19 protein-coding genes are annotated in these 16910 nt (G+C 65.6%); 12 read left to right on the top strand and 7 right to left on the bottom strand.

Annotation, left to right across the window (positions count from 1 at the left end; all coding sequences use genetic code 11):
- Positions 1 to 67: 67 nt before the first annotated feature.
- Complete coding sequence (locus tag AXW83_RS16500) at positions 68 to 1492, top strand: glutamate synthase subunit beta (RefSeq protein WP_066615174.1); 1425 nt, start codon at positions 68 to 70, stop codon at positions 1490 to 1492.
- Between the two features lie 107 nt (positions 1493 to 1599).
- Here the strand turns inward: AXW83_RS16500 and AXW83_RS16495 are convergent, their stop codons facing one another.
- Positions 1600 to 2814 (bottom strand): SGNH/GDSL hydrolase family protein, encoded by a 1215-nt coding sequence (locus AXW83_RS16495; RefSeq protein ID WP_066615173.1) that lies wholly within the window; start codon positions 2812 to 2814, stop codon positions 1600 to 1602.
- A gap of 57 nt (positions 2815 to 2871) precedes the next feature.
- Positions 2872 to 4104: a lytic murein transglycosylase gene (locus tag AXW83_RS16490; protein ID WP_236841694.1), complete on the bottom strand. Its 1233-nt coding sequence runs from the start codon at positions 4102 to 4104 to the stop codon at positions 2872 to 2874.
- Positions 4105 to 4278: 174 nt separating this feature from the next.
- On the opposite strand from AXW83_RS16490, the gene AXW83_RS16485 reads away from it, so the two are divergent.
- Positions 4279 to 4521, top strand: coding sequence for an AbrB/MazE/SpoVT family DNA-binding domain-containing protein (locus tag AXW83_RS16485; protein WP_066620618.1), 243 nt, complete (start codon positions 4279 to 4281; stop codon positions 4519 to 4521).
- On the top strand, positions 4518 to 4907 hold the full coding sequence (locus AXW83_RS16480) for a type II toxin-antitoxin system VapC family toxin (protein ID WP_066615172.1): 390 nt from the start codon (positions 4518 to 4520) through the stop codon (positions 4905 to 4907). Before AXW83_RS16485 ends, AXW83_RS16480 begins: the two co-directional genes overlap by 4 nt.
- A gap of 7 nt (positions 4908 to 4914) precedes the next feature.
- Here the strand turns inward: AXW83_RS16480 and galE are convergent, their stop codons facing one another.
- Entirely contained in the window at positions 4915 to 5904 is a 990-nt protein-coding gene (gene galE / locus AXW83_RS16475; RefSeq protein WP_066615171.1) for a UDP-glucose 4-epimerase GalE, read from the bottom strand.
- 184 nt (positions 5905 to 6088) lie between these two features.
- Here galE and AXW83_RS16470 point away from each other — a divergent pair, with 184 nt between their 5' ends.
- From AXW83_RS16470 to grxD, 7 genes are all read left to right on the top strand, one after another.
- On the top strand, positions 6089 to 6970 hold the full coding sequence (locus AXW83_RS16470; protein WP_066615169.1) for a UTP--glucose-1-phosphate uridylyltransferase: 882 nt from the start codon (positions 6089 to 6091) through the stop codon (positions 6968 to 6970).
- Between the two features lie 30 nt (positions 6971 to 7000).
- A complete protein-coding gene (locus tag AXW83_RS16465) occupies positions 7001 to 7882 on the top strand; it encodes a methyltransferase domain-containing protein (RefSeq protein WP_066615167.1) in 882 nt (293 codons plus the stop codon).
- A gap of 4 nt (positions 7883 to 7886) precedes the next feature.
- Positions 7887 to 8324 (top strand): acyl-CoA thioesterase, encoded by a 438-nt coding sequence (locus AXW83_RS16460; RefSeq protein WP_066615161.1) that lies wholly within the window; start codon positions 7887 to 7889, stop codon positions 8322 to 8324.
- Between the two features lie 93 nt (positions 8325 to 8417).
- Positions 8418 to 10628, top strand: a complete 2211-nt coding sequence (gene purL, locus AXW83_RS16455) for a phosphoribosylformylglycinamidine synthase subunit PurL (protein WP_156640132.1) — start codon at positions 8418 to 8420, stop codon at positions 10626 to 10628.
- Positions 10629 to 10640: 12 nt separating this feature from the next.
- Positions 10641 to 10877 carry a BolA family protein gene (locus tag AXW83_RS16450; RefSeq protein ID WP_066615159.1) on the top strand — a complete coding sequence of 79 codons (237 nt, stop codon included), beginning with the start codon at positions 10641 to 10643 and terminating at the stop codon, positions 10875 to 10877.
- 41 nt (positions 10878 to 10918) lie between these two features.
- Positions 10919 to 11446, top strand: coding sequence for a DUF29 domain-containing protein (locus tag AXW83_RS16445; RefSeq protein ID WP_066615157.1), 528 nt, complete (start codon positions 10919 to 10921; stop codon positions 11444 to 11446).
- Positions 11446 to 11781, top strand: a complete 336-nt coding sequence (gene grxD / locus AXW83_RS16440; protein WP_066615155.1) for a Grx4 family monothiol glutaredoxin — start codon at positions 11446 to 11448, stop codon at positions 11779 to 11781. The genes AXW83_RS16445 and grxD overlap by 1 nt, the downstream gene beginning before the upstream one ends.
- Positions 11782 to 11803: 22 nt before the next feature.
- Here the strand turns inward: grxD and AXW83_RS16435 are convergent, their stop codons facing one another.
- The 3 genes from AXW83_RS16435 to argJ all read right to left on the bottom strand — a co-directional run bounded on the left by AXW83_RS16435 (position 11804) and on the right by argJ (position 15192).
- Complete coding sequence (locus AXW83_RS16435; protein WP_066615153.1) at positions 11804 to 12052, bottom strand: DUF1272 domain-containing protein; 249 nt, start codon at positions 12050 to 12052, stop codon at positions 11804 to 11806.
- 86 nt (positions 12053 to 12138) lie between these two features.
- On the bottom strand, positions 12139 to 13869 hold the full coding sequence (locus tag AXW83_RS16430; protein ID WP_066620615.1) for a carbamoyltransferase family protein: 1731 nt from the start codon (positions 13867 to 13869) through the stop codon (positions 12139 to 12141).
- A gap of 72 nt (positions 13870 to 13941) precedes the next feature.
- Positions 13942 to 15192 carry a bifunctional glutamate N-acetyltransferase/amino-acid acetyltransferase ArgJ gene (gene argJ / locus AXW83_RS16425; RefSeq protein ID WP_066615151.1) on the bottom strand — a complete coding sequence of 417 codons (1251 nt, stop codon included), beginning with the start codon at positions 15190 to 15192 and terminating at the stop codon, positions 13942 to 13944.
- 134 nt (positions 15193 to 15326) lie between these two features.
- Here argJ and AXW83_RS26630 point away from each other — a divergent pair, with 134 nt between their 5' ends.
- Both AXW83_RS26630 and AXW83_RS16415 read left to right on the top strand, forming a co-directional pair.
- Entirely contained in the window at positions 15327 to 15596 is a 270-nt protein-coding gene (locus AXW83_RS26630; protein WP_082767183.1) for a BrnT family toxin, read from the top strand.
- On the top strand, positions 15574 to 15825 hold the full coding sequence (locus AXW83_RS16415) for a BrnA antitoxin family protein (RefSeq protein WP_066615145.1): 252 nt from the start codon (positions 15574 to 15576) through the stop codon (positions 15823 to 15825). Before AXW83_RS26630 ends, AXW83_RS16415 begins: the two co-directional genes overlap by 23 nt.
- Before the next feature lie 9 nt (positions 15826 to 15834).
- Here AXW83_RS16415 and AXW83_RS16410 read toward each other — a convergent pair whose 3' ends face one another.
- Complete coding sequence (locus tag AXW83_RS16410) at positions 15835 to 16692, bottom strand: peptidylprolyl isomerase (RefSeq protein WP_066615142.1); 858 nt, start codon at positions 16690 to 16692, stop codon at positions 15835 to 15837.
- Positions 16693 to 16910 lie beyond the last annotated feature (218 nt).

The following is a 16910-nucleotide window of genomic DNA, read 5'->3' as shown; positions in this document are numbered from 1 at the left end:
AGAACAGGCGCCCCGGCCATCGGGGATGCCCGGCTTGAAGCCAGGCAGGGACGGCGAGAGACACGACATGGGCAAGGTCACCGGCTTCCTCGAATACGACCGGCAGGAGCAGAAGTATCAGCTCGCCGGCGACCGCATCCGGCATTTCCGGGAGTTCACGCTCCCGCTGGAGGAGCGCGACGTCAAGAAGCAGGCGGCGCGCTGCATGGATTGCGGCATCCCGTTCTGCCATGGCCCGACTGGCTGCCCGATCCACAACCAGATTCCGGACTGGAACGAGCTGGTCTATTCGGGCGGCTGGGAGGATGCGCTTCGCAACCTCCATTCCACCAACAACTTCCCGGAGTTCACCGGGCGGATCTGCCCTGCGCCGTGCGAGGAGGCCTGCACGCTGAACCTCGAAAACATGCCCGTCACGATCAAGACGATCGAGCAGGCGATCGCCGACAAGGGCTGGCAGCAGGGCTGGATCGTCCCCGAGCCTTCCGTCATCCGCACCGGCAAGAAGATCGCCGTGGTCGGCTCCGGCCCGGCAGGTCTGGCGGCTGCGCAGCAACTTGCCCGCGTTGGGCACGACGTGCATCTCTACGAGCGCGAGGCACGGGCCGGCGGGCTGCTGCGCTACGGCATTCCCGACTTCAAGATGGAAAAGCGCCATATCGACCGGCGCGTCGCCCAGATGGAAGCCGAGGGCGTGACCTTCCACTACAACGTCAATGTCGGCGTCACGCTGCCGTTCGCGACGCTGACGGCAGAGCACGACGCCGTTTTGATGACGGGTGGTGCGGAGGCGCCGCGCGATCCCGGCCTGCCCGACACCAATCTCGACGGCGTGCACTATGCGATGCCCTACCTCACCCAGCAGAACAAGCGCACGGGCGGAGAGGACGTCTCCAGAATCACGCCGATCCTGGCGGGCGGCAAGCATGTCGTGGTCATCGGCGGCGGCGACACGGCCTCCGACTGCGTCGGTACGGCGTTCCGCCAGGGCGCGCTCTCGGTGACGCAGCTCGACATCCGGCCGATGGCGCCGCAGCTCGAGAACAAGCTCACCGTCTGGCCCTATTGGCCGACGAAGTTCCGCACCTCGTCGTCGCAGGCCGAGGGCGCGGAGCGCGAGTTCCAGGCTGCAACGCTGGGATTGGAAGGCCGCAACGGCCGCCTGACCGGCGTGAAATGCGTTCGCGTCGACGAAAAGCGTAGGCCGATTCCAGGCAGCGAGTTCGTCCTGCCGGCCGACCTCTGCTTCCTTGCGATCGGGTTCGCGGGTTCGCTGATCGAGGGTATGATCGCGGAGTCGGGCGTGGCGGTCGACAAGCGTGCGAATGTCATCGCCAATGAGCGCGACTATCGGACCAGTGCCGAGAACGTCTTCGTCGCCGGCGACATGCGGCGGGGCCAGTCGCTCGTCGTCTGGGCGATCCGCGAGGGCCGCCAGGCGGCCCATGCCATCGACAAGCACCTGATGGGCGAGACCATCCTGCCGGTGTGAATGCAAGGCGTCATGGTCGGGCTTGACCCGACCATCTTGGAAACCAGTGCCTTCTCGTCATGATATTCTCGGGTCGGCGCTTCGCTTCGCCCGAGAATGACGGCAGCTCAGCGCGGCCAGCGGTAGTCGTCGATCCGCCCCGGCTTCGGTTCGGGGGCGATGCCGTCCCCGAAGACGCGGTCAAGCTGGGCTGCGATCTCGCCGCGGCCGCGCGCATCGGGAATCGAGACGAGCAGCGCCTGCTCCCCACCGCCGACGATGCCCGTGAGCGGCAGGATCGGCCCGGCCAGCGGCTTGACCTGGAGCGTGGGGGCCAGCCCGATCGTAGCGGGCAGGCCACTCACCATGCGGTCGATCATCCGCTCGATTCCGTCTGGCTGCAGTTGCGCATCGGTTGGTGCCCCGGTTCCGGGCGAGGCCGGCAAGGCGATCGCGTTCTCGCCGGGCTGGCTTTCGATCATCCGGCGGATCACTACATCGACGAAATGTGCGGCCTTGCGCGCGCCGGCAGCGGTGAAATGAATGCCATCGCCGACACGCAGCCGCATGGTCTGGCCGGATACGTCGGGCCCCATCGCCGTATAGCGGTTCTCCGCATCGACGAAGCCGCCCCAGAGATCGACATATTGCCCGCCGGCCCGTTCGACGCGCTGGCGGTAGAGCTCGTTGAAGGTCACCAGATCGGCCGAGAGCCTGCTGTTCTGCACCGGCGGCGCGCCAACCCAGATCAGCGGCACGCGCTTGGCCGAAAAGGCTGCCGCCACGGCGTCGATGCGGTCGCGGTAGAGTTCGAGCCAGCGCGGGCTCAGCGGCTCATGGACCGTGTCGCCCTCGCGGATCGACTGGCGGTCGTTCAGCCCGAGCAGCATGACGCCGACGGTGACCTTCTGCTCGCTGGCAAGCAGGTCCGTGGCTGCTTTCGGCCAATCGTAGAAATCCGCGCGGACGAGACCGGAATCGGGCCGTGCCCGTCCGACGACGACGGCGTCGGGCCGGTCGTTCAACGCGTCGTCGAGGCCGGTGGCCAGCATGCTCGCCAGCGAATCGCCCATGACCACGACGTAATGCCGGATATCGACCTTCGGGATCACAGGGTCGTCGCGCACGACGACATTGGGGGCGCGCCGCCTCACCACAGGCGCCGCCGGTGCGACGCGCTGACGGCGGGGATCGATGGCGGGCTGCTGCGGCTGCTGCCAGAACATCTGGAAGAAGCTGCGCTGCTGTTGCGGCGGCGGCGCCTGGGCAAACGATGGCTCGCTGCCGGTTAGCAGCACCAGGCAAGCCGCAGCCAGAATCATGATCGTCGAACGCAGGCGCATCGGACTCCCGATCCTTCGCCGGAACATCATGGCATATAACGCGAAATCGAGGCGCCGTCAGCGTCCCGCACGCATCCGCGCCAGCAGTTCCGGCGTCGGATAGCCGTCTGCGATCGCGCCGATGCGCAGCTGGTACTGCCTGACCGCCTCGCGGGTGCCGGTGCCGATGCGGCCGTCGGCATCATGATCGTAGAGGCCGAGCGCCTTGAGCCGGTGCTGGACGTCCTGGGTTCCGGCCTTGTCGAGGCGCGGTGCCTGCACCGGCCAGTCGGCCTGGATCGCCGGGCGGTCCACGATCCGGTCGCCGAGATGGCCGACCGCGAGCGCATAGGCGTCCGAGGAGTTGTATTTCTTGATGACGTCGAAATTCTCGGTGAGCAGCAGAACCGGGCCGCGATGCCCGGCCGGATAGAACAGCCGCGCCTCGCCCGAGGATGGCAGTGCCCGGCCATCGGCCCGGCGCACGCCGGCGGCCTGGAAGGAGGCGAAGCTCGCCTTGCCGAGCTTGTGGTCGAAGTTCGGCGGCAGATCGACTTCAAGCCCCCAGGGCAGGCCCGTCACCCAGCCAAAGCCCTTGAGGTAGTTCGCCGTGGAGGCGAGGGCGTCGCTGGTCGAGGTCCAGATGTCGGCGTGGCCGTCGCCGGTGAAATCGACGGCGTATTTCTTGTAGCTCGACGGCATGAACTGGGTGTGGCCCATGGCGCCGGCCCAGGAGCCGCGCAGTTCGCCGCGGTCGACATGGCCCTTCTCGATCAGCTCCAGCGCGACCAGCAGTTCGTCGCGGAAGAAGTCGCCGCGATAGCGGATCTGGGCGAGCGTCGCCAGCGAGCGGATCGTATCCTTGTCGCCCTTGAACGCGCCGTAATTGGTTTCCATGCCCCAGACCCCGAGCACGATCTCCTTGGGCACGCCGTAGCGCGCCTCGATCTGCTGGAGGACGCCGGCATTCGCCGCCGCCGCGTCGCGGCCGCGCGGGATGCGCGTGCCGCCGGTCGCGTTGTTGAGATAGGTCCAGATCGGCGCGGTGAACTCCGACTGTTTCTTCGTCAGCGCGACGATCGAAGGGTCGGGCGTGAGGCCGCGGAAGGCGAGGTCGAAGGTGGCGCGCGAGATGCCGCGAGCCTGTGCCATGGGCCAGAAAGTCTTCAAAAACGGGTCGAAGGCGTTGGCAGACGCGGCAGGGCCGGCATCCCTGGCCCTTGCGGCCGATGTGTTGATCGAGCCCGTCGTCTGGGCGAAGGCCGGAGCGAAGCTGGCAAGCGCCGCGACGACGATGACAGACATGCGCATAGGAACCTCGTGCAGCTGCGTCGGAGGAGTAAGGTATCTCCGAGACAGCCCGAACAGGTTTAACCAAAGGTAAACGAAGCGCAATTGCGCAGCTCGCCGCAACAGAACCGCATTTGGCGTATCGGCATGTTCATGCCACAAGTGACGAGGTGCGGCATAAATGAGGAGTACGACATGAGAGCACGGGTCATGCCGGACGGTCGTGTCAGTTTGCCGGCCGATATGCGACGTCGCCACGGCCTCGATCGTGGTGGCGATGTCATCGTCGAAGATACTGGAGATGCGATTGTGCTGCGGACGCTCGATCAGATCGTTGCCCGCGCACAGGAACTCAGCCGCCAGCTGCTTGCCGGAAAGGCGAACGTTTCGGTGGATGACTTTCTGGAGGAGCGGCGCAGGGAGGCTGAGCAGGAATGAGCGTCGTTGTCATGGACGCGTCGGCTCTGCTCGCGCTCCTCTTGAAAGAGCCGGGCGCTGCCTTGGTCAGATCTCACCTGGACGATGCTGCGATGACGACGGTCAATCTTGCTGAAGTCGTCAGCTACTACGCCAAACAAGGCCTTCCACGCCTATCCATAGAAGCATTGCTGAAGCCGTTTCCGATCGAGATCATTCCGGTCGATATAGATTTGTCCTATGATGCCGGAATGCTGAGGCCGCTGACTCTGGCGGGAGGCCTTTCACTCGGAGACCGCTGCTGCCTCGCGCTCGCCCGGAGAATGAACCGGCCAGCCCTTACCGGAGAGCGGCGTTGGCCCGAGATCGCCGAAGCGGCCGGCGTGCGTGTCGAACTGATCCGCTGACCCCGCCTCAGACCGCGTTGCGCGTCCTGAGCTTTTCCTCCCAGGCCAGGGCCTGGCCGACGATCTGTTCGAGATCGTCATGCTCCGGCTTCCAGCCGAGTTCGGCGCGGATGCGGTCGGCCTTGGCGATCAGCGAGGCGGGATCGCCGGCGCGGCGCGGCGACAGCCGGACCGGGAAATCGACGCCGGAGACCTTCTTCACGACATCGACGACCTGTTTAACCGAATAGCCCTGCCCATAGCCGCAGTTCAGCGTCAAATTCGCCCCTCCGGCACGCAGATGATCGAGCGCGGCGAGATGGGCGCGGGCAAGGTCGGTGACGTGGATATAGTCGCGCACGCAGGTGCCGTCGGGCGTCGCATAGTCGGTGCCGAAGATGTCGAGGCCGTCGCGCTGTCCGAGCGCGGCTTGGCTCGCCACCTTGATCAGATGCGTCGCGTTCGGCGAAGACTGGCCGGAGCGGCCCTTGGGATCGGCGCCAGCAACGTTGAAATAGCGCAGGGCGACATAACTCAGGGGATGGGCGCGTGCGACGTCGGCGAGCATCCATTCGCTCATCAGCTTGGAGCGGCCATAGGGGTTGATAGGATCCAGCGCGATCTCCTCGGGCACCGGGCTGACCGCCGGCTCGCCATAGACCGCCGCCGTCGAGGAGAAGATCACATGCCTGACGCCGCCGCGCACGGCGCTTTCGAGCAGCGCGCGCGTTTTCACAGTGTTGTTGAGATAATAACCGAGCGGATCGCTGACCGAGTCAGGCACGACGATCCGGGCGGCGAAATGGGCGATTTCGCTGATGCCGTGCTCGGCGATGACGCGCTCGACCAATTCCTGGTCGCCCATATCGCCCTTGACGAAGGTCACTTCGGGGGGCACCGCCGACCAGAAGCCCGTCGAGAGATCGTCGAGAACCACCACTGTCTCGTTGCGGTCCAGCAGTTCGAGGACCATGTGGCTGCCGATATAGCCGGCTCCGCCCGAGACAAGTATCGCCATGGTTTGCTTCCTCTCACCGTCGCTCTAGGTGTTGCTCTATGAAAAAACATTGACGATCGGGCAAGCCCGTTCTGGTATCTGCCATCACGACCGGCTTTCCTGGGGCACCAGCCGTGTCGTCTCCCGCCTTATGCCTCTACCGCGACAGGCCGTCAGAAGCCGAGGCGCGTGAAATGGACCATTCATGACGAAACGCATCCGCAAGGCCGTCTTTCCCGTCGCCGGTCTCGGCACCCGCTTCCTGCCCGCGACCAAGGCGATCCCCAAGGAGATGCTGACGATCGTCGACAGGCCGGTGGTCCAGCATGTCGTCGATGAGGCGCGGGCAGCCGGCATCGAGCATTTCGTCTTCATCACCGGGCGCAACAAGGCCGTGATCGAGGACCATTTCGACCTCGCCTACGAACTCGACGACACGCTGCGCAAGCGTAGCAAGATCAAGGAGCTGGAAGCGCTGCTGGCCGATCTGCCACCGGCAGGCGGCACCAGCTTCACGCGCCAGCAGGCGCCGCTGGGTCTGGGCCATGCGGTCTGGTGCGCGCGCGATATCATCGGCGATGACGAGCCGTTTGCGCTGCTGCTGCCCGACATGCTGCACCATACCCACGGCAAGGGCTGCCTGGCCCAAATGATGGATGCCTACGAAAAGCATGGCGGCAACCACATCGCGGTCGCCCCTGTGCCGGATGACCAGACGCATCAATACGGAATCGTCGGCGTCGAAGACCGCAACGCCAAGGTCTCGAAGGTCACGAAGATGGTCGAGAAGCCGGCCAAAGGCACGGCGCCCTCGAACCTGCACATCACCGGCCGCTACATCCTGCAGCCGACGATCTTCAATCTGCTCGCCAACCAGGAGCCCGGCGCCGGCGGCGAAATCCAGCTGACCGATTCGATGATCGCGCTGTCGCGGCTGGAGCCGTTCCACGCGGTGCGCTTCGACGGCGACATCTACGACACCGGCTCGAAGATCGGCTTCCTCACCGCCAACATCGCCTATGCGCTCGATCGCGGCGATCTCGGCCCACAGCTCCGGCAGGAGATCGAGCGGTTGCTGGAGCGCTGAGCGTCTTGCCGGCAAGGCCGGAGCGCATCGATGAGCGACCACGCCCTGGTCTTCGATCGCAGCCTCGTGCGCAGGCGGCTGGCGCGAGCGGTTCGTGCCGGCTATCCGGACTTCCTGCTGGCGCGCGCCGCTGCCGATCTCGACGAGCGGCTCGGCGCCGTGCTGCGGCGTTTTGGCGGCGCGATCGATCTCGGCTCGCCATTGCCTCTGCTGGGAGAGACGCTGCGCGCACGGAGCGACAGCGTCAGGCGGCTGGCCGAATGCGAGGGGGCTTCCAGCGATATCGTCGGTGATCTCGAGACGCTGCCGCTGGCGCCGGGCTCCGTCGATCTCGTCGCGTCTCTGCTTGCCCTGCACGCCGTCAACGATCTGCCCGGGGCGCTGATCCAGGTCCGCCGCGCCCTGCGGCCCGACGGTCTCTTCATCGGCTGCCTGCTCGGCGGCCGCAGCCTGCAGGAGTTGCGCGCGGCCCTGCTGGCTGCCGAGGCGGAGACGACCGGCGGGGTCAGTCCGCGAGTCGCGCCCTTCGCCGATCTGCGCGACATGGGCTCGCTGCTGCAGCGGGCCGGTTTCGCGCTGCCCGTGGTCGACAGCGAGTTGGTGACGGTACGCTATGACGACATGTTCGGCTTGCTGCGCGATCTGCGTGCGATGGGCTGGGCGAATGCGCTGAGCGATCGGCGCAAGGCGCCGTTGCGCCGCGACACGCTGCTGCGGGCGGCCGCGCTCTATGCCGAGCAGAGCGGCGACCCCGACGGGAGGGTGCGTGCGAGCTTCGAGATGGTTTGGTTGTCGGGCTGGGCACCGCATGAGAGCCAGCAGAAGCCGCTGCGGCCGGGGTCCGCCAAGGCGCGGCTGGCGGATGCGCTCGGCGTGCCGGAGCGGGGCGCGGGCGAGAATACAGGGAGGTGATGCGATGAGCGAGCGCAAGCCGCGGCTGGCCCGCGAGGCCTTTACCGTGTTCCGGCCGATCCCGACGCGCTGGCACGACAACGACGTCTTCGGCCACGTCAACAATGTCGTCTATTATTCCTGGTTCGATACCGGGGTGAACGCCTGGCTGATCGAGAACGGATTTCTCGATCTGGCGCAAAGTGAGATCGTCGGCCTCGTCGTCGAGACGAGCTGCACCTATTTCGAGAGCGTCGCCTTTCCCGAGACGGTGGAGATCGGGCTCGGCGTCGAGCGGCTGGGGACGAGTTCCGTGACCTATCGGCTCGGCATTTTCCGCAAGTGTGGCGAGCAGGCGGCGGCGCAGGGACGCTTCACCCATGTCTATGTCGAGCGGGCGACGCAGAAGCCGGTGATGATCCCGGCAGCGTTGCGCGCGGCGTTGGAAGCCATGACGCGCTGAAAGCGCTCGGATTGGCGGGAATGCGTTGTCTCGCAGGCGCGCACGCGCTATGCCCGCCGCAACCTCGCCGGCTCGCCAGGAACCCTTACGCCCGTGATTCCCAATGACATCAAGATCACCCCGCAGCTCGTGGCCGAGCATGGCCTGAAGCCCGACGAATATCAGCGCTTCCTGCATCTGATCGGGCGCGAGCCGTCGATCACGGAGCTCGGCATCGTCTCGGCGATGTGGAACGAGCACTGCTCGTACAAATCCTCCAAGCTGCATCTGAAGACGCTGCCAACCAAGGCGCCCTGGGTCATTCAGGGACCGGGAGAGAATGCCGGCGTGATCGACATCGGCGACGGGTTGGCCATCGTGTTCAAGATGGAGAGCCATAACCACCCATCCTTCATCGAGCCCTATCAGGGCGCGACCACGGGCGTCGGCGGCATCCTGCGCGACGTCTTCACCATGGGTGCGCGGCCGATCGCGGTGCTCGACGCGCTGCGCTTCGGCTCGCCGGAGCATCCGCGCACGCGCCATCTCGTTTCGGGCGTCGTCGCCGGCATCGGCGGCTATGGGAATTCCTTCGGCGTGCCCAATGTCGGCGGCGCCACGGGCTTCCACAGCCGCTATGACGGCAACATCCTGGTCAATGCCATGGCGGTCGGCATCGCGAAGGCCGACGAGATCTTCTATGCCAAGGCCTCGGGCGTGGGTAAGGCGATCGTCTATCTCGGCTCCAAGACCGGCCGCGACGGCATCCATGGCGCGACGATGGCGTCGGCCGCCTTCGGCGAGGGCGCCGAGGAGAAGCGCCCGACCGTGCAGGTCGGCGACCCCTTCGCCGAGAAGCTGCTGCTCGAAGCCTGCCTCGAGATCATGGCGGCCGGCCATGTCGATGCGATCCAGGACATGGGGGCGGCAGGACTGACCTGCTCGGCCGTCGAGATGGGCGCCAAGGGCGATCTCGGCGTGGAACTCAACCTCGACGCGGTGCCCTGTCGCGAGGACGGCATGAGCGCCTATGAGATGATGCTGTCGGAGAGCCAGGAGCGGATGCTCATGGTGATCAAGCCCGGCCATGAGGCGCCGGCCGAAGCGATTTTCAGAAAGTGGGGTCTCGACTTCGCGGTCGTCGGCTACACCACCGACGATCTGCGCTTCGTCGTGAAGCACCAGGGCGAGGTCCTGGCCGACCTGCCGATCAAGGAACTCGGCGACGAGGCTCCCGAATACGACAGGCCCTGGATCGAGACGCCATTGCGGCAGCGCATCGCGGCGGAAGCCGTCGAGCCGCCGATGTCGAATGCGGAGGCTCTGCTGAAGCTGATCGGCTCGCCCGACCTCTCCTCCAAGCGCTGGATCACCGAGCAGTACGATACGCTGATCCTCGGCAATTCGGTGATCACGCCGGGCGGCGATGCCGGGCTGATCCGGATCGAGGACGGACCCAAGGGCCTTGCCATGACCGCCGATGTGACGCCGCGCTATTGCGAGGCCGATCCGTTCGAGGGCGGCAAGCAGGCGGTGGCGGAAGCCTGGCGCAATCTCACGGCCGTCGGCGCGACGCCGCTCGCAGTCACCGACAACCTCAACTTCGGCAATCCGGAGCGGCCGGAGGTCATGGGCCAGCTCGTCGGCTGCATCCGCGGCATCGGCGAGGCCTGCCGGGCACTCGATTTCCCCGTCGTGTCGGGCAATGTCTCGCTCTACAACGAGACCAACGGCGTCTCGATCCTGCCGACGCCGACGATCGGCGCCGTCGGCGTGATGGCAGATGTGACGAAACACGCCACGATCGCGTTCAAGCAACAGGGCGAGACCATCCTTCTCATCGGCGAGACGCAAGGCTGGCTCGGCCAATCGGCCTATCTCGCCACGGTCTGCGGCCGCGAAGAGGGCGCGCCGCCGCCGGTCGATCTCGTGGTCGAGCGCAGGAATGGCGATGTCGTGCGTGGGCTGATTACGGCAGGGCGCGTGAGTGCCTGCCATGATTTGTCCGATGGCGGGCTCGCCGTTGCACTGGCGGAAATGGCGATGGCCGGCGGCATCGGTGCTGCGGTCACCGCGCTTCCGGCCGGCACGTCCCATGCCGTGCTCTTCGGCGAGGATCAGGCGCGCTATCTGGTGACGGTGCCCACCGCTTCTGCCGATGCCATTCTGGCTGAAGCGAAGTCTGCCGGTGTGCCTGCCATGGCGATTGGTCGGACCGGCGGCGATATGCTTGCCTTGCCGGGGGGGACCGTGGTCGCCATCTCGTCGCTGAAGACGGCGCATGAAAGCTGGTTGCCGGACTATATGTCCGGCAAGGCGGCCTGAGGAGACGACACCATGGCGATGGATGCGCGCGACATCGAGGCGATGATCAAGGCGGCGTTGCCTGATGCGACGGTCGAGATCAAGGATCTCGCGGGCGACGGCGACCACTATGCTGCGACCGTGACCTCGGCTGCGTTTGCCGGCAAGAGCCGGGTGCAGCAGCATCAGATGGTCTATGCGGCGCTCAAGGGAAACATGGGCGGCGTTCTGCACGCCCTTGCGCTGACGACCTCGGTTCCCCAGAATTAGGGCAGGGCTTTAGCGAGGGCCCGATTTTCGCGGAGGCCCGCATGGCGGCCGAAACGCTTCACGAGGACGACATCGTCGCTTGGGCCGAACAGCAGGCACAAGCGATACGCGAACTCGCGCGCACCCGGCCGGAGCTGTCGAATGTCGTCGATTGGAACAATCTGGCGGAGGAGATGGACTCGTTGGGCCGAACCGAAACGCGCGCCTTCACCGGTCCCCTGCGACAGTTCCTTATCCATGTCGTCAAAGCCTTGTCGTCGCGTTCAACAAGCATCCGGGGCTGGCGGACAGAGTGTCTCAATTTCCAGGGGTTGGCGCGCGACGCGTTCACCAACTCCCTGCGACAGAAGGTCGATCTGGATCAGTTATGGGTAGATGCCTTGCGGCAAGCCGATGCTGCCCTCGCGGTTTTCGACGAAACTCTTGCGGGAGATTTGCCTCGAACCTGCCCGCTTTCACTCGACGAACTGGTTGATCGAGACATGGACCTGGACCGCGCCATCGCGATCGTATCGGGCCGCATCGGCCGGGCGAGATCAGAGATTCTGCTACAGAAGGACCATATGTGATGACCGACATCAACGCCCGCATCGACGCCGAAGTGAAATCAGCCGACGTCGTCGTCTTCATGAAGGGCACACCACAATTCCCGATGTGCGGCTTCTCGGGCCAGGTCTCCCAGATTCTGGGCTTCCTCGGCGTGCCCTGGAAGGGCGTCAACGTGCTCGAGGACATGGAGATCCGCGAGGGTATCAAGGCCTATTCGAACTGGCCGACGATCCCGCAGCTCTACGTCAAGGGCGAGTTCATCGGCGGCTGCGACATCACCCGCGAGATGTTCCAGGCCGGCGAACTGCAGGCGCTCTTCGAGGAGAAGGGCATCTCGGTCAAGCAGGCGAGCTGAGCTTCGCGCCGGTGCCGTAGCATCAGGCGGCCGTGCATTCCGGATGAGCCTTCAAGATCCGCTCTTTTGAGGGCGGGTTCTTCGCAATTTTGCTCGCCGGCCTGGTCGGCCGCCGCACCAGTTCGCCGCCGCAATTGGGACAGGCGCCCTTGAAGCGAACCTCCGCGCAATCGGCGCAGAAGGTGCACTCGAAGGTGCAGATCATGGCCTCGCGGCTGTCATAGGGCAGGTCGCGGTCGCAGCATTCGCAGTTCGGGCGCAGTTGCAGCACGTTGTTTTTCCTCCTGAACGCAGAATGCCGTCAGTGGCGCATTCAGGCCAGCGCTTCCCGCCGATAAGTGCGGTCGTCCTGGGTCGTCACTTCACCAAAAGCCAATCCTCTATGACCAGCGCGTCGAGGCCGCTGGTGTAGAACATCAGGATCGCGTCCTCCGTCGTGTGCAGGATCGGCTTGCCCATGATGTTGAAGGAGGTGTTCAGCAATACCGGCACGCCGGTCAGCGCGTGGAACGCCGAAATCAGCGCGTGATAGCGCAGGTTGCGCTGCTCGGTGACGCTCTGGAGCCTGCCCGTGCCGTCCTCATGGACCACGGCTGGCACGCGTGCGCGCATGTCCTGCTTCCAGACCAGAGTGCGCTCCATATAGGGCGCGTCCTGGTAATGCTCGAACCAGTCCGGGCCGTGCTCGGCCAGGATGGATGGGGCGAAGGGGCGGAAAGCCTCGCGGTACTTCACCTTGGCGTTGAGCAGGTCCTTGGCGTTCGCAGGGCGCGGATCGGCGAGAATCGAACGGTTGCCGAGCGAGCGGGGGCCGAATTCGGCCTTGCCCTGAACCCAGCCGACGAGTTTGCCATCTGCCAGAAGCTGCGCCGTGGCGGGGGCGACTTCGTCGGGCGCGAGCTTGCGCAAGCGCGGCTCCCAAGCCTGCATCCGCTCCAGCGGTTCGGTCGAGACCGTCGAGCCGAGATAGGGCGAGAGCGGCCCCTTCGGTGCACGCCAGTCCGGATTGGCTTCGAAATGCGCGAGCCAGGCGGCGCCGATGGCATTGCCGTCATCGGCCGGGGCAGAGGGTACGAAGACCTCCCTGAAGCCGTGACGCCCGGCGATCTTGCCGTTGAAGGACGAATTCAGAGCGCAGCCGCCGGCCAGCACCAGGTTTCCGCTGGGCACGAGCGCGGCAGCTTCCGATAACAGCGCCTCCATCATCTCCGCGAAGACGTCCTGGCCGCAGCGGGCGAGGTCGGCCCAGCCCTGATCGAGGGCATCCGCGGGCCGCAAAGCAAGGATTTCGGCGCTGACGGTGCGGACCGTGCCTGCGTCCGCAAAGGAGAGCTTGTGGCCCTCGATGCGGTAGAGTTTCCGCAGCAGGGCCATCAGACGGTCATCGGTCGTGCCATAGGGCGCGAGCCCCATGATCTTCCATTCCTCGCCCTTGGCCTGGTCGAAGCCGGCGAGATCGGTGACGAGGCCGAAATAGAAGCCGATCGATTCGCGCCCGCGATGGCGCTTGACCTCGGTGATGCGGCCGTCCTTCAGCGCGAAGATCGCCGAGGCCCCGGTCTCGCCCATGCCGTCGACGATCAGGCAGGCGGCGTCGGTGAAGGGCGAGGACCAGCAGGCATAGGCGGCGTGGCTGAGATGGTGGCCGAAACGGGCGAGGCCCGTGACGTTGGCGGCTCCGAAGGCGCGATCGAGGCCGAGCAGGGTGCCGAGACCCGCGCGCTGCTGGCCCAGATGCAGCGAGGCGATCAAGGCGCGCTCGGTGCGCTCGGGCACGAGCGAGCGGTTGAGTTCCGGCGAGAGCTTCAACAGGGCATCGAGCGAAAAGGAGCCGGCGCGACTCATCTGGTCGAGAAAACCGGTGAATTCCGGGCCCCAACTCGTCGCGATCCGTACCGGTGCATCTTTTGGAATGTAGCGCTTCAGCAGGCCTTCCATGCGCGGCGCGGAATCGGGCTCGCAGTTCGGGGCGCGCTTGTATTGCAGATAGCGCTCGGTCGCCTCGGCGAAGAGCACCTCGCCATCGGGGCCGATGATGGCGATGGCAGGATCGTGGAAGGTGGTGGCGAGGCCGATCGTGTAGGTCATGACCGGCAGCGTATGAAGCAGCGGGAGCGCGGAGGCAACGCGCCGCCGCTCCCGCTGCACGCGAACCCTGCCTCAGGAGCGGTAATCGCCGTTGATCTCGACATAGGCCTTGGTGAGGTCGCAGGTCCAGACGGTCGCCTTGCCGCGGCCCAGTCCGAGATCGGCGGTGATGACGATGTGCTCGCCCTTCATGTAATCGGAGACGGCCTGCTCGTCATAGGACCCCGCTCGGGCACCCTGCTTCGCCACCATGATCCCGCCGAAGGAGATGTCGAGCCTGTCGCGATCGGCCGGCTCGCCGGCCTTGCCGACCGCCATGACGACGCGACCCCAATTGGCGTCCTCGCCGGCGATGGCGGTCTTGACCAGCGGCGAATTGGCGATCGAGAGCGCGACCCGTTTGGCCGAGCGCGAAGACATCGCACCAGCAACACGGATTTCGACGAATTTGCGTGCGCCCTCGCCATCCTTGCAGACCAGATGGGCGAGTTCGAGCAGCAGAGAATTCAAGGCGCGCTTGAAGCTGGAGAGGCGGCCATCGCCGATCTCGGTGATCTTCGGCACGCCGCGCTCGGCTGCCTTGCCGGTGGCGAACAGCATCAGTGTATCGGAAGTCGAGGTGTCGCTGTCGACCGTGACGGCGTTGAAAGAGCCCTTCACGCCCTTCGACAGCAGCGCCTGCAGCACGGGGGCCGCGATCGGCGCATCGGTGAAGACGAAGGAGAGCATCGTGGCCATATCGGGCGCGATCATGCCGGCGCCCTTGGCGATGCCGGCGAGCACGACCTCATGACCGTCGATCTTCGCCTTGCGGGACAGCGCCTTGGGAAAGGTGTCGGTGGTCATGATCGCGCGGGCCGCGTCGATCCAGGGGCCGTCTGCGGCGCGTTTGGCGCAATCCTGCAGCACGCCCTCGAACTTCGTCCCGTCGAGCGGCTCGCCGATCACGCCGGTCGAGGCGATGAAGACCTCCTGCGGCTTGCAACCGGCCGCCTTCGCGGCGATCTGCGCGGTCAGCTTGACGGAGTCGCGGCCCTTGAGGCCGGTGAAGGCATTGGCGTTGCCTGAATTGACGACGACCGCCCGGGCCGAGCCTTGCGCCAGGTTCTCGCGGCACCAGTCGACCGGGGCCGACGGGCATTTCGAGCGGGTGAAGACGCCCGCGGCCTGCGTGCCTTCGTCGAGCAGCATCAGCACGACATCGGTGCGCCCCTTGTAGCGGATGCCGGCCTCGGCGGTGGCGAAACGTACGCCCGGCACGGCCGGCACTTTCGGCTGGCGCTTGGGCGCGAGCGGGGAAACGGGAACATCCTTGCCGGCCATCGTCAGCGCCTCCTGTCGGGGAGGCCCATGTGCCGCAGGGCGGGCCGGAAGACAAGGTGGGGCGGAAGGATCGCCCTGATGCCAGTGAAAGGGGACGCGATTTGCCAAATGGCAAATCGTAGTTACATTGTGCCATGGATGTCGAGTTTGATCCCGATAAGGATGCTGCAAACGTCGTCAAACACGGTATTTCGCTTGGCCGAGCAAAAGACCTGGAGGTTCTGGCGTTTCAGGAGGATGTCCGTTTCGGTTACGGCGAGATCCGCTACCGCGCCTGGGGCCTGATCGATGGCGCCACCTATTGCCTGGCGTTTGCCAGAAGAGAAGGCCGGCTGCGCGCCATCAGTTTGCGGCGCGCCCACAATAAGGAGATCAGACGCCATGTCCCGCAAGATCGTCTTTGATGATGATAATCCCGAATGGACCGAAGAGGATTTCCGCACGGCCCGGCCGGGTTGGGAACTTCCACCGGAAATCCTCGCCGCCTTTCCCAACACGAAGCGCGGTCCGCAGGTTGCGCCCACCAAGGTTCAAATTACGCTTCGACTTGACCGCGATGTGGTCGAGCGATTTCGCGCCACCGGCAGTGGCTGGCAGACGCGCATCAACGAGGTCTTGAAGAAGGCCGTCTGACGGCCGCTCTCAGGGCTTCTTCGGCTCGGCCGGCGCAGGCACTGCGGCCGGCTGGTCGAGACGCTCGACCTTGGCCTTGTCGCGCAGCGCGACGACGATGTCCTGCTGGGCCTTGCGCTCGAGATACTGGTCGATCTGCGGCTTGACGGAGGCGAAGTCCGGCGCCGGCTTGGTGCGGCGATCTTCCAGCTTGATGACATGCCAGCCGAACTGGCTCTTCACCGGCTCGGAGACCTGGCCTTTTTCGAGCTTGAACGCCGCCTCGGCGAATTCGGGCACCATGCGGTCCTTGCTGAACCAGCCGAGCGAGCCGCCTTCCTTGCCGGAGCCGGGATCCTTGGAGAGTTCGGCCGCGACCTTGGCAAAGTCCTCGCCCTTCTTCAGGCGTTCGACGACGGCCTTGGCCTGGGCCTCCTCCTCGACGAGGACGTGGCGGGCGTTGACCTCCTCCTCAGCCGGCAGCGACTTGACTGTGTCGTCGAATAGCTTCCGGGCGGCTTCCGGCGTCGCGGCCTTCTTCGCCTCGCGCTGCAAATATTCGTCGAGGAGCACCTTGTCGCGGTTATAGGCCAGTCGAGCCGCGAAATCGGGGCCGTCGGCGATCTTGGCGTCGGCCGCCGCCTTGGCGCCGAGCTTGAGATCGACGAGATAGTTGATGACCTCGTCGCGCTTGCGCTCCTCGGGGATCTGCGCCAGGCGCTCGCCGAGGTCTTCCGTCGCCAGCGCCACGTCGCGCTCGTTGATGGCGATGCCGTTGACCCTGGCGACGACCTTGTCGGTGGGTGCCGCGGCCGACTGCGCCAGCACGGCAGGCGCCGCCGAGAGCATGAAACCAAGGGACAGGATGGCGAGACGAGACAGCGTCATCGGGCTAAACCTTTCGCGCGCAGCGTAAAAACGGCTATTTCCGCTGCACTGCCAGTTGAACGCGGCAAAGGCAAGGCGTTCCCGCCGGCAGCGCGCCTGATCACGAAGCTTTGCGGGTCCGCGCGGGCGTCATGCCACGGGTGTGGCGCCAGTCCCTTGGAAGATGAGCCGCAAAGCCCCACATCGGTTGCGAAATCGCCGCCGGTTCGGGTCCGCAC

The organism is Bosea sp. PAMC 26642, from assembly GCF_001562255.1.
In the GTDB taxonomy this organism is placed as follows: Bacteria; Pseudomonadota; Alphaproteobacteria; order Rhizobiales; family Beijerinckiaceae; genus Allobosea.
Note: the sequence above shows the minus strand (reverse complement) of the source record. Positions and strands in the feature narration are given on the sequence as shown.